This is a genomic window from Litoribrevibacter euphylliae, from assembly GCF_042646085.1.
GTDB classification, from domain to species: domain Bacteria; phylum Pseudomonadota; class Gammaproteobacteria; order Pseudomonadales; family Litoribrevibacteraceae; genus Litoribrevibacter; species Litoribrevibacter euphylliae.
Genome location: NZ_JBHRSZ010000004.1, coordinates 369960 through 382510, shown reverse-complemented (window position 1 = coordinate 382510; position 12551 = coordinate 369960). Strand labels below are relative to the sequence as shown.

At 45.5% G+C, this 12551-nt stretch carries 8 protein-coding genes and 1 pseudogene; 4 read left to right on the top strand and 5 right to left on the bottom strand.

The genetic code is table 11. The features are described 5' to 3' along the window. The first annotated feature begins 202 nt into the window (after positions 1–202). Positions 203–2842, top strand: coding sequence for an EAL domain-containing protein (locus ACFOEK_RS09245; protein ID WP_386719537.1), 2640 nt, complete (start codon positions 203–205; stop codon positions 2840–2842). 51 nt (positions 2843–2893) lie between these two features. On the opposite strand, the gene ACFOEK_RS09240 is transcribed toward ACFOEK_RS09245, so the two are convergent. Both ACFOEK_RS09240 and ACFOEK_RS09235 read right to left on the bottom strand, forming a co-directional pair. Beyond that, complete coding sequence (locus ACFOEK_RS09240; RefSeq protein WP_386719534.1) at positions 2894–3637, bottom strand: hypothetical protein; 744 nt, start codon at positions 3635–3637, stop codon at positions 2894–2896. Positions 3638–3811: 174 nt separating this feature from the next. Beyond that, positions 3812–4717 carry a class I SAM-dependent methyltransferase gene (locus ACFOEK_RS09235; RefSeq protein WP_386719531.1) on the bottom strand — a complete coding sequence of 302 codons (906 nt, stop codon included), beginning with the start codon at positions 4715–4717 and terminating at the stop codon, positions 3812–3814. A gap of 128 nt (positions 4718–4845) precedes the next feature. Here ACFOEK_RS09235 and ACFOEK_RS09230 point away from each other — a divergent pair, with 128 nt between their 5' ends. Further along, the gene (locus ACFOEK_RS09230; protein ID WP_386719528.1) at positions 4846–5319 is read left to right on the top strand and encodes a peroxiredoxin; all 474 of its coding nucleotides are present in this window, start codon (positions 4846–4848) and stop codon (positions 5317–5319) included. Positions 5320–5505: 186 nt separating this feature from the next. On the opposite strand, the gene ACFOEK_RS09225 is transcribed toward ACFOEK_RS09230, so the two are convergent. After that, the gene (locus ACFOEK_RS09225; protein WP_386719526.1) at positions 5506–7269 is read right to left on the bottom strand and encodes a thiamine pyrophosphate-binding protein; all 1764 of its coding nucleotides are present in this window, start codon (positions 7267–7269) and stop codon (positions 5506–5508) included. Between the two features lie 81 nt (positions 7270–7350). After that, on the bottom strand, positions 7351–8961 hold the full coding sequence (locus tag ACFOEK_RS09220; RefSeq protein WP_386719523.1) for an FAD-binding dehydrogenase: 1611 nt from the start codon (positions 8959–8961) through the stop codon (positions 7351–7353). Positions 8962–9119: 158 nt separating this feature from the next. Between ACFOEK_RS09220 and ACFOEK_RS09215 the strand changes: the two genes are divergently transcribed. Continuing rightward, the gene (locus ACFOEK_RS09215) at positions 9120–10127 is read left to right on the top strand and encodes an AraC family transcriptional regulator (RefSeq protein WP_386719520.1); all 1008 of its coding nucleotides are present in this window, start codon (positions 9120–9122) and stop codon (positions 10125–10127) included. 22 nt (positions 10128–10149) lie between these two features. Here ACFOEK_RS09215 and ACFOEK_RS09210 read toward each other — a convergent pair whose 3' ends face one another. Further along, positions 10150–10905: a substrate-binding periplasmic protein gene (locus ACFOEK_RS09210; protein WP_386719517.1), complete on the bottom strand. Its 756-nt coding sequence runs from the start codon at positions 10903–10905 to the stop codon at positions 10150–10152. Between the two features lie 358 nt (positions 10906–11263). Here ACFOEK_RS09210 and trpB point away from each other — a divergent pair. Further along, positions 11264–12490, top strand: a pseudogene (trpB, locus tag ACFOEK_RS09205) (tryptophan synthase subunit beta). Positions 12491–12551: the final 61 nt, after the last annotated feature.

Below are 12551 nucleotides of genomic sequence, written 5' to 3'. Positions count from 1 at the left end.
CCGTCATTTGGCTGAAGCTTGCACTAATTCAAATCAGCACAAGGACAAAGACATTGATCTCAGTCTAATCAAGGTTACGTTTATCGGCCATAATCAGGTAGGCTAAAGATATTCGGCTTAACAAATGAGTCCTGCGGTCGATAACCTTTTATTCAGGGTCTCGATGGCATACATATAAAAAGAAAAATAAAAGGATTGATCATTGAAGTGGTTGCATAATTCGAGCATTTTTTTGGTATTACTTTTAGTCTTCGTAAGTCCATTTTTAAGCAGTAATACACAAGAAGACGGTGATAAAGAAAGTTATAAGAGTCCTAAAGCCTCCATTGCTGGCGATTCGTCGGTCTACCTTTCGCCTTACGCCACCTTTTATGAAGACGCAGAACACCAACTCTCTCCAGACATCATTATTAATAACCCTGAACTCAGCGGTATTACCACTGAAGAAAAAGCCCCCAACTTTGGCCACAGCGCTTCTGTCTATTGGTTCAAAGTCAAAGTCCAAAACGCCACCAATGTGGACAAAACACAAGTGGTCAGGCTCGCCTCGCCACTGGCCGACATTGTCAGCTTTTATGTAATTAAAGATGAGTTGATTCTCGACTCTTACACCACCGGCGACAGGGCGCCCTTTAGCATTCGGCGCATTCCAGATCCAAATCCGTCGCTCTCAGTGAATTTTGAGGCCAACAGCACAACGACGTTATTAATCCGACAAGAAACCACATCCCCTATTATTTTTAATGTCACACTGTCCACGACTGAGGATTTTCACGACAGTCACGTGCGAGATATGGCCTCTCAGATGTTTTATTACGGCATACTGACGCTGATTATGTTTTTCAGTGGTTACGCTTTCTGGGTAACCAAAGAAGCGGTTTTCGCCAGCTACTCAGCCTTTATCTTGTTTCGGCTGCTGCTTCAGGCATCCATTACCGGCTACGCTTTTCAGTATCTGTTCCCCAATATGCCCTCGATTCAGAATCTCAACCTGGTGTTATTCTCCTGCGCGACTCTGGCTTGCTTTGCCTTATTCACTAAGCAGCTATTTTCAGATCCCGGTCGACATCACACCCCGCTTAATGCACTGCTGATACTGAGTACAGCGCCAATCATTATGATGTTTTCCGATTACCGACTGGCCTTAATAGTCACCAAGCTATTGGGTTTAATTTCTGCCTTCGGTTTCTTTGTCCTTGCCTATCACTTCAGCCGACAAGGGTTACGCATAGCCAAGTACTACCTACTCGCCATGAGTTTGCTTCTGATGACCAGCGCCTACTATTTGTTGAATCGCTTTGGCTTGTTACCAGACAACCAGGCACTGGAAAGTCTCTTTTACATTGGTGCCCTAATTGAAGTTATCTTACTGGTAATTTTGATCACCATTCGCTTTGAGCAAGACGCCAAACAAAAAGTGATGACTAAAATTCAAGAACAAAAGTTTTCAGAAGACACCCATTTATTAGAGCAACAACTAAAGCACAGAGCCTTGCACCACTCTCAGAATAACTTACCGAATGATGTTTTTTTTCATCAAACCTATCGGGAGTTAATCACAACCAACGGCTTTGGCAGCCACGCAGTGGTGTTCATTAAGATTCATAAGTTGAAAGAATTTGATAAAACTCTGGGAGCACATAACGCCACCCGATTAAGGCAGCAATTAGCGGAACACATTAATACAACGCTGCGGCCTTATCCTTCTATCGTGACGCTTGAACACGCGCATCAAGGCCCTATAAAACTTGCAGCGATGGATCAAACCAGCTTCTTATTTCTGGCCAGTATCGATAATGAACGGAAAGTTATTACTCTGGTTCGAAACATTTCAGAACGTCTGACACAACCTTTTACCTTTGAAGCCATTGATCTCAATCTAGAGATTCACATGGGAATTTCCTTCTCGCCCGACATGGCATCCACTGAAAAGAACAGTGACCCTGCATTGTTGCTTGATGAACTGATTCGAAAAGCCAAGTTAGCAGGCAGCTTTGCCTTTCAGAAGAAAACGCTATTCCAGAGCTACAACGAAAAAGAAGACTTATTTAACGAAGCGAGATTGTCTTTGGCGGAAAAGCTGAAATCGGCATTAGAGCAAAACCAACTCACCTTAGCCTATCAGCCGCAATTGAATCTCATCGATAAGCACTGTGTCGGATTAGAGGCACTATTACGCTGGGAAAACCCACAATTAGGGTCTGTCAGCCCAGAAGAATTTGTCTCTGTTGCAGAGCATAACGGCTTGATCAAACCGCTCACACTTTGGGTGATCAATAAAGCGCTGAAAGAATTTTCTGACATCAATCAGGTACATAAAGGGCTGCGCTTCTCCATTAACATTTCTGTTCTGAACCTGCATGAACCTGAGTTTGTTGAAGCCGTGTCAGAAGCGCTCAACAAAAATCAAATTCCACCGTGCCAACTGACGTTGGAAATCACTGAGTCCAGTATCATCAGCGACGATCAACGAGAACTTCAGACCCTTAATGATCTCAAAGCCATGGGCATTCGTCTGTCAATTGATGACTTTGGGACCGGTTTTTCAGGGCTTGCTCAAATTCATAAATTATCGGTTCATGAACTGAAAGTAGATAAATCTTTTATCCTCGACATTGCTCAAAAGCACAGCGCTGAGACCATAGTAAAAGCGTCCATCAATATCGCTCATGACCTCGATATGATCGCCGTTGCAGAAGGCATTGAAGATAAAGAAACGGAACAGCTGGTGAGACAGTTAGGCTGTGATATTGGGCAAGGGTTCTATTACGCACGGCCGATGAATAAAGAGCGCATCATGCAGTGGCTGGCAATGGACTCTAGGATGACCAAAATCAATTAACCTGAACTACCACAACTCACCTGAACGACTACAGCTAATCAGCTCAAAGGATTAGCCACACTGTTGGTTGTATCGCTGAATCAAGCGTTGCTTGGCTTGCTGAACCTGATCTTCCGGTATGAACTTTCGGTTGCCTTTCTCATCCAAATCATACCAATTGACGCGCTCACCTAATCTGCGAATGCTGTCTTTCATACGATTACATTCATGCTGATGATTTGCCTGTTCCTGCTTAACTTTTAATTCTTCTTCCTTGAGCTTTTGCTTTTCAGCACGGCGATCACCATAAATGGCCAACGCGCGCGTAACACTGTCTTGCCCTGACCTAGGTTCGGGTTTCTTATAGCGACTGGGCTTTTCTGTTCTGGTTTGAGTTATCCCTTCGTTAGCCGGGGTATTACCTTCAGGGCTGGTTTGTCGACCCCCTCTAGAGGCTTCATCTTTCTTTAAACGATTCAGCATAAACTGGGCCTTAGGTAACCAAGCACTGTTCGGATACAAACGCATAAACTCCTGAACAGCGGCAGACGATCCTTTTTGAGCCGCTTTCATATACGCCAAGCGATCACGATCATACTCAGCTTTTTCCCGCCAGCGAGAATATGGATACTTCTGAAGGAATTGATTCAGCGCACTAATCGTCCCTTCCGATTTCGCCATTTGATATTCCGCTTGTTCAAGGTAATTCTGTTCACGAGCATCCTGAGCGTAGACAACAGAGTTTATAAAGAACAAAGACAACCAAACGAATAACCCAACGATTGAGATCTGTGTACTAAATGATTGCGTTTTCATAAAGCCCCCTTTTCTTTAAACACTCACTTTTTACAGTTTCAGTCCTTGAAACTCATTGCTTTGGCCGAATCACAGGGATTATTTCATTGATGTATTTATGAGTATACGAATCTTCAAAGAGCATACAGGAAGAACCAGACAATGCTTTAGTTTTCTACGACCAATGGATGAGTACTACTCGCCAAACTTGAAAACATAAACTTTCAAGCCTTTGCCTGCCTGTGCATCTTTAAAGATATCCGGATTTTCAATTTTTTGAAGTAATGAACATTCAGGACAATGCTCTGCAACCTGCGACAGTAAGAACTCATCGTCCAGATCCGGGGAATTTAAGCACAACATGACCAAGCCACCAGCGACCACCAGCTCAGGAATACGGCGAATGATCTTGTGATAATCCCGTTGAATATTAACACTGCCTTTCTGAAAGCTTGGTGGGTCAGACACCAGAATATCGTATGGCCCCGGCTTCTTGATACGGCCCCATGATTTGAAAATATCAACCCCTTGGAACACCACCCTATCTAACGCATGGTTATTCAAGCGATGATTATCTCGGCCGGTAGCCAGCGAGGCCTTGGACATATCCACGTTCACTACCAAATCAGCACCACCTTCAATGGCGGCTACTGAGAAGCCACAGGTATACGAGAACAAGTTCAATACTTTCTTACCGGCACTCTGCTCTCTTAACCAGCGACGACCATTGAGCATATCGAGAAACAACCCGGTGTTCTGGGCTTTTCCTAATGCAATGTGGTACTTCAAGCCATCTTCAACAGCCACTAATTCTGTTAATTCACGGCCCGACTTCACTTCGAAAGGCGCACCTTTTCGACAACGATATTGCACCTGAATGGACTCTTGCTCAGGAAACATCTCATTCAGCCCTGAAACCAATTGATCCAGCCACTCAATCTCAGGTTCTTTAAACAGAGTGATAAGAATGGCTGGCGCAATCCAATCAACACAAACATGTTCTAATCCCTCAAACGCATGGCCTCGACCATGAAACAGTCGTTGGCTCTGACTCATGTCCTGTGGTCGTGTGATGTGCTCTATTACTGAAGGCGTGGTCATAGAAAGAAACGTCCATAAATGAATCGGTAGAAAAACCGCGCAACCATAGCAGATATCAACACGAAGGTCAGCTAAGCTTAAATAGCTCAAAATTTAGCTTTGATTCAACTTAGAAAAGGACGCACACCATGATTCAACTTGAAGAAAATTTACCAAACTGCACCTTCCAACTACTCACGGATGAAGGCATGCAAAGTCCAACCACCGAAGACTTATTTGCAGGTAAGAAAGTAGTGCTGTTTGCTGTACCAGGCGCGTTTACACCAACCTGCTCAGAAGAACACCTACCCGGCTATGTGACTCTCGCGGACAAGATCAAAGCCAAAGGTGTGGACAACATTATCTGTCTGGCAGTAAACGACGCATTTGTGATGAACGCATGGGGCAAAGTGCATAACGCCGACGAAATCACCATGCTGGCCGACGGCGCTGGCGATTTTACCAAAGCCATTGGTTTGGACATGGACACTGGCGCATTCGGAGGACTACGATCTCAACGCTATTCCATGTTGGTGGAAGATGGATGTGTCACTCAGTTGAATATTGAGCCTCCTAAAACCTTTGAAGTCAGTAAGGCTGAAACCATGCTGGCTCTGCTTTAAAACAAACACATGGGTAAAATACATACTCATTCGGCACATCCCGATATACACTGAACTCTTTCACGCTAATAAGAGCCTTGTTAAACGCATCCAAGAACTCTTTCCCTCTTGGATGCTTCTTTGAAGCTAATGGATGCATAGTTTGTGTCAGTAGAATCCGTTCATGCATCTTAACGTCCATTAGTTTCAGCCGGTCACTTTTCGTTTAATCGCTCGGCTGCCTATCCTTATTTTGGTTTTAAGATCGAAGCGCCTAAAGTTGGTTTTAACCGCGCCCTGAGTGAACGCCGTTTTCTTCGAATAATCCACTCGAACATCAACAATCACAGGTTGCCCTGTTCGAGCTGTAGTCAATGCTTGAGATATCGCCGCATCTACTACACTGTGCTGTTCCAGATGGATATATTTCGCCCCCACCGCCATGGCTACACCTTCAAAGTTCACTCGATTCAGCCCAGTACAGGGTTTACGGTTATAAGGAATCTCTTGCGCTTGGGCGATCTGAGACAACTCACCATCGTTAAATACGAAATACACAATGCCTAGCCCCAACGCCGTTGCGGTAGAGATTTCCATACACGTCATGGTAAAACACCCATCTCCCACAATGGTCACCACCTCTTTGTCAGGCTGACTTAACTTTGCTCCAATGGCCGCAGGCACACTGTAGCCCATGCAGTTAAAGTCGGTGGGTGAAATAAAACGCTTCGGCCCATAAATGGGCATTAACTCCGCCGTGAGATAGGTATGATTACCATCGTCCACGACTGTGATTGCATCCCTTGGTAATTGCTGTCGTAAACTCTGAAAGAAAATCGCCGGATTCACCTTGTCGTGTGAATCATGCGCGAGCCATTCTTTTAAATAACCTTGCTTCTGGTCATGAATCAAAGAAGCCACCTTGGAAATGGGCTTCCTGCGAACCAGTTTATTAAGTTTATTCAAAGCGTCTTTTGCATCCGCCACTACCCCCACTTGCGGTTTGAAATTACGTCCAATGGATTCGGGGTTAATGTCGATATGAATGAGTTTTTCCGGCGGATTAATACCAAAACTTCCGGTCGCAATTTCAGAAAATTTGGTACCAACCGAAATCAAGCAATCACAATATTCAAAAGCACGTTGAGCCGCTGGTACAGCTGCTGGGCCAAAGCCAAACCCGGCATGCAGCGGATGATCATGCGGCACCACGCTTAACCCTTGTAAGGTGGTTGCGATCGGAGCATTGAGCGATTCCGCCAATTCGATGAGCTCTTCACTGGCATTAATCGCCCCCCAGCCGGCAAAAATACAGGGGTGATCCGACGATTCGATGAGTGCTACAGCTCGATCCAACTCTTTTTGATCTAACGAGTCTCGACCTAAAGTATGATGATCTAACGAATGTTGATCCAAGGACGACAAGGACGCTTTAGGTTGATAGGGAGCCACCGAGTCCACATATCCAGTAAACAATTGAAGATTCACCGGAAGTTCAATAAAGACTGGCCCTGGCTCACCCTGAGTCGCCACCTCATAAGCCTCATAAAAGGTAGGAATGATGTCCTGATGTTTCTCAATCAAATAGGTTTTCTTACAAAACGCACCAATAAAGCTGTGCTGATCCATCTCATGTAATTGGTTCGTGTATTCCAAGTCGGTTCTGACGCCGCCACAGATGACCAACATGGGAATACCATCAAGAAAGGCCTCGCCAATACCCGCCGCCGCATACGCCACACCGGCCGCCGGTACGATTACCAGAGTTCCAATAGAATCCGACACGCGACTAACCGCATCCGCCATAAAAGCACCACCGCCTTCGTGACTGACCAAAATCGGTTCAATCAGTTCTGAGCTATTGAGTTCATCGTAGAGCTCTGTGTTATGCACACCGGGGATACCAAAAGTATGCTTCACTCCAATCTGTTCCATGGCATAACGCGCCAACCACGCACCTGTTCTTTTCATCGTTTCGATCCTCTTGCTTATGTCTTAACGCTTGTCTCAAAGCCTTTTGATGAATTCTTAATCTTATGAATGACCGTTCTTTTATGAATAAATCATCGCTTGCGCTGATTTCCTGGCCGTTAAAATACATCCACCAAGAAAGGTGCCTTCCAGTGTTCGCTTGCCATGAATACCGCCACCACCGAAACCAGAGGCTTCACCCGCAGCGTATAATCCTGGAATCACATCACCTTGGGTGTTGAGCACTTGGCTTTTCAAGTTGGTCTGTAAGCCGCCGAGACTTTTTCGACTGAGAATAAATTCACGAATGGCAATCAAAGGCCCTGCCTCAGGATCGAGAATCTTTTGATATTTACAGGTGCGAAGACGATTGCCCCGGTAGTGCCTTAACTGCTCTATGCGTCTCAATTGGTCGTCATTGCGATAGGTTTTTCCACGACTAATCATTGAATCATACGAAATAATTTCATCTTGAAGGGTGCTCCGATTCATCTTGAAGCCCTGATTTTGATCATTGATCTTCTCAACCAATTCGTTCAAAGAGTCGGCCACAATAAAATCAGAGCAACTCTGGGTCAGGTCTTCCACCAAACTCTTATTACCAACCAAGGCCATTTTCAGGAACGCCATCAAATCTTTGTTTTTAATGGATTCGTTAAATTCCGAACCAGAAACCGCCAGCTCTTTGATCGCTATTTTCCAGTTGAGGATTTGCCAACTGAATTGGCCAGGCTGCTGACACACTTGGGTGACTAAACGCCGGGTATCAAAGCCCGTCACCATAGGCTCCGGGCCGATTCGCTTACCTAACGCATTCACCCATAAGGCCGACGGACAAGGCACAAGACTTAAACCGTGGTTTTCACGTTTCGGTCTGGGGTGATGAACGCCCGCTGCGTAATTCCACTGCCGATCCAGATGAGTAATGTGAGCACCATGAGAAGATACGGCATCATGTACCAATCCATCGGAAAAATGATGAGAGCCATTAAGAATAGTATCCGGCGCTGATTGCCACTCTGGATCCCAGTGTTCCCGTACCTTTTGCAGACTGCCATTGATGCCACCGGTTGCGACCAGCGTGTTACCCGCAGTGATCGTAAAGGCGTCTTGAGAGTTCTCATCTACGCCACAGCACCCAACCACACGATCGCCCTTCATCAACACATCATCCACTCGATGATTGAACAAACAGCGCAAATTATGACGCTTGGGATGAGCATTGAGGTGATCAATCAAGGCAGTAATTAATCCATAGCCGGTGCCCCAAACCATATGAAAACGCGGTACCGAATTGCCCGGTGAATACAAACCACGTTCCACCCAATGGACGACCGGGAAGAAGGATACTCCTCTAGCTTTCAGCCAATGGTAAATCATCTCCAGCGACTCGTTGACATAGCACTCCGCCCACGCGCGCGGCCAGTAATCATCGTCATCAAACTCAGCGAAATGCAACCAATCTTGTAGTGCCAACTCGGGTGAATCTTTAATGCCAGTCCATCGTTGCTCCGGTGTATTCACCATGAACATGCCGCCAAAAGATTCCTTAGCCAAACCACCGAAATTAGCTTCCGTATCCCGATCTAACAACATCACCTGTTTATTGGCATCCAGCAATTCAATCGCGGCCGTAATTCCCGCCACGCCACCGCCAATAATCACCGAATCACAGCAATAGTTACTGGTCATTTTTTCACCTCGTATAGACGTGTTTTATTGATTCAGTTCAGTAGATTAGTTCGGCAGCTTGGTATGCTCATTGATCAACGAGGTCGGACATATTGTCCTAAGAAGACACCTACTACACACATGGGACACAGCAGGATAAAAATAAAGAGGCTACACTCATGACACCTGGCGACATCACAGTATCTTTGAACTGGGCAAAAAGTATTTTGGAGTTCACCAGTGAATCTCAGGAAAAACAGGTTCAGATTCTAAAAAACGCCGAACTGAATCCCGATGAATTCTCTGGTAACAGACGACTTTCGATGGATCAAACCGTTCGACTTTGGGGCGCATGTATCAAGAACGCCAACGACCCTTTCTTTGGGCTGCACTTCGGAGAACAAGTACGCCCAGGAACCTTTCACATCGTGGGCTATACGCTAATGAACTCCGCTACGCTCAACGATGCCTTAGACCGATTGAATCAGTATCAACGGCTGATAAGTGATGGCGGTATTTTTCAGAAATTACCCAGCAAAAAAGGCGTCTGGCTGGTCTATCACCAAAAACCGGATACCTTGCCTTTTTATTACCATCAAATTGATGCGGTCTTCGCTGCATTGCTGGCATTTGCCCGTTGGACGACAGGTAAAGAAATCAGCCCCTGTGAGGTCTCTTTGAATCGCCCTGCACCGCAAAGTGACGAAGAGTATCAAAGGGTGTTTAAGGTTACACCGAATTACAATCAGAGCTTCGATGGTATCTTGATGCATCAAGAAATCCTGACATTACCCTTGTTAGAAGCCGATGAAGAACTTTGTCAGATGCATGAGATTCACGCTCAACAACGCTTGAACGCCCTCAAACAGCAAAACAGCACTCGCCAGCAAGTTGCGCTGCTGATCGAACAGCGACTCAACAGCCAGTCGTTCCATCGACCTTTAATTGCTAAAACGCTAAACATGAGCGAAAAAAGCCTGCAACGTCGGCTCTCTGATGAGGGCACTAATTTCCAGAAAATTCTAGATGATGTTCGGGAGCGTTTAGCACGTCACTATCTTTCAGAAACCACCGTGCCTTTGTATGAAATCACCGACTTGCTTGGTTTTACAGATAACAGTGCCTTTTACAAAGCATTTAAGCGATGGACGGATGTGAACCCGGGAACCTTTAGAAAGCAACATTAAGTAGGAAACAACATTAAGGGGCCTAATTCATCGTTTCGCGAAACCGGGCCTGTATTTCCGCTAGACGATTGCTGCTTTTCAATTTTTTCAGACTTCGATTAAAAGCAGCCAGAAACTCTGGATCACGACCCTTTTGAGTCGCCAAATAAATGTTGGCCAACAGCAAAGGCTCCGACAAGCTTTCTAATTCGTGTGATAAGTTCAGCTTAGGGATTAAACGTTGTGCAGCTAAGTCATTATCCACCACGGCATCCAAACGTTTGGCATCCAAAAGCGCATACAGTTGTTTGGTATCGCCATCTATTATAGAAAATAATTCTGCTTCTTTCGCATGATCAAACTCGTCGCCATAACTCCAACCGAGCTTGATACCAAGAGAATAACCTTTTAGATCTTCAACATTGGTAAACTTGAATGCATGCCCTTTGCGCATCCAAAGAAGATTTTTTTCAACATAAAAAGGCTCAGAGTAATCCAGAAAAGTGGTGCGTTGCTCATTTTTAACAACACCAACAACCACACCATCGCCGTTTTTTGCAGAATGTAAGGCCCGCTTAAAGGGATAAATTTGAAGCTCATACGGCACTTGCATATCAGTCAATATCGCTTCGATCAAATCAACCCATAATCCTTGCGCCTCACCGTTTTTTTGGAATGAAAACGGCGGGTACTCATCGTAAAAGATGATTTGTTTCGGTTCGGCATACAGACGAGAAGCACCGAAGAAACAAAAACAAACAACCCCTAGTAGCAAAATAATACGTCGAGAACTCTGCATAGATCCTCTCATTGGAATGCTTTTCATAACTCTTTATGACTCTGTTTACCCAAAAGGTCAGATCGCCATTAACTATAGCAAGCTCTCTTAAAGGCTAATCAAGCTTGGCAAACGGGCAATATCCATAGAAGTTCCCGTGTTCAGTTACAAGATGCAACTGACAACAAACTCAACTTTAAGGTATTGTTATAATCATAAAAAATCAATTATTGATCAAGATGTCATGTTTTGAAGATCAAAGCCTATTCGGAGATGTCCCCGGATCCTAAGATTCTTGATTTCAAACAAGTTGTCTTGAGCGAAGCTATTTATACTTTTCGGGATATGAAAAGCGCCGGAGGAAGATGTGAGCGATAGAATAACGAATACCTTTAAGCACAGCTTACCCAATGCGGAAGGTTACTTTGGTGAATATGGCGGAAGTTTTATTCCCGAACAACTGCAAGCCGTTATGGATGAGATCACTCAGGCCTATCTTGAGATCCGTGAAGACCCGGCGTTCAGAGAGGAACTGACGGAGCTCTATCAACACTATGTTGGCCGCCCTAGCCCAGTCTTTCATGCTAAAAACCTCAGCCGAGAATTTGGTGCTGATATATATCTGAAGCGCGAAGATCTCAACCATACCGGAGCCCATAAAATTAATCACTGTTTGGGCGAAGCTTTACTTGCCAAGAAAATGGGCAAGAAGAAAATCATTGCCGAAACCGGCGCCGGTCAACATGGAGTTGCCCTAGCAACGGCAGCCGCATTGGTTGGCCTGGAATGTGACATTTATATGGGTGAAGTGGACATTCAAAAAGAACACCCGAACGTGGTGCGTATGGCAATCCTAGGTGCCAATGTTATTCCGGCTACACACGGCCGTAAAACCTTGAAGGAAGCCGTTGATGCAGCCTTCGAAGCCTACCTGGAGGACCCGGTAACTCAGCTTTATGCCATCGGTTCGGTGGTGGGGCCTCACCCCTTCCCGATGATGGTTCGGGATTTCCAATCCATCATCGGCAATGAAGCACGTAAGCAATTCCAGGATCAAACCGGCAACCTACCACAAAACGTTGTGGCCTGCGTCGGCGGTGGTTCCAATGCGATGGGGATGTTTTCCGCCTTTCTGGAAGATTTGGACGTTGAATTATGGGGCGTCGAGCCAGCCGGTCGAGACTTAAATGTGGATGGCGAACACGCTGCCACCATGTCAAAAGGCGAACCTGGCATCATGCACGGTTTCAAGTCTTACATGCTGAAAGACCAGGCAGGCGAGCCGCAGGAAGTCTACTCAGTAGCCAGCGGTCTTGATTACCCATCGGTTGGGCCTCAGCACAGCTATTTGAAAGACACCGGACGCGTTCATTACGACGTGATTGATGATCAAGAAGCCATTGATGCGTTTTTTGCGTTATCTCGTCACTAAGGCATTATTCCGGCCATTGAATCAGCCCATGCCGTTGCTTACGCACTGAAACTGGCTAAAGATCACCAAGGCCAAACCATCCTGGTGAATCTTTCTGGACGAGGCGATAAGGACATCGATTTTGTGGTTGAAAACTATGGAAAAGACTATGGCGTCAGCATCACCAAGGCATGAGCTTTATAGACAGTAAAAACTACAAAAGAAAAAGGCCTGAAGTTTCAGGCCTTTATTACTA

What these genes read in the sequence shown, in the direction of transcription:
- ACFOEK_RS09240 (WP_386719534.1), bottom strand. Translation starts at nt 3,637, where the DNA reads ATGAAAACGCAATCATTTAGTACACAGATCTCAATCGTTGGGTTATTC.
- ACFOEK_RS09225 (WP_386719526.1), bottom strand. Translation starts at nt 7,269, where the DNA reads ATGAAAAGAACAGGTGCGTGGTTGGCGCGTTATGCCATGGAACAGATT.
- ACFOEK_RS09215 (WP_386719520.1), top strand. Translation starts at nt 9,120, where the DNA reads ATGACACCTGGCGACATCACAGTATCTTTGAACTGGGCAAAAAGTATT.
- ACFOEK_RS09235 (WP_386719531.1), bottom strand. Translation starts at nt 4,717, where the DNA reads ATGACCACGCCTTCAGTAATAGAGCACATCACACGACCACAGGACATG.
- ACFOEK_RS09210 (WP_386719517.1), bottom strand. Translation starts at nt 10,905, where the DNA reads ATGCAGAGTTCTCGACGTATTATTTTGCTACTAGGGGTTGTTTGTTTT.
- ACFOEK_RS09230 (WP_386719528.1), top strand. Translation starts at nt 4,846, where the DNA reads ATGATTCAACTTGAAGAAAATTTACCAAACTGCACCTTCCAACTACTC.
- ACFOEK_RS09220 (WP_386719523.1), bottom strand. Translation starts at nt 8,961, where the DNA reads ATGACCAGTAACTATTGCTGTGATTCGGTGATTATTGGCGGTGGCGTG.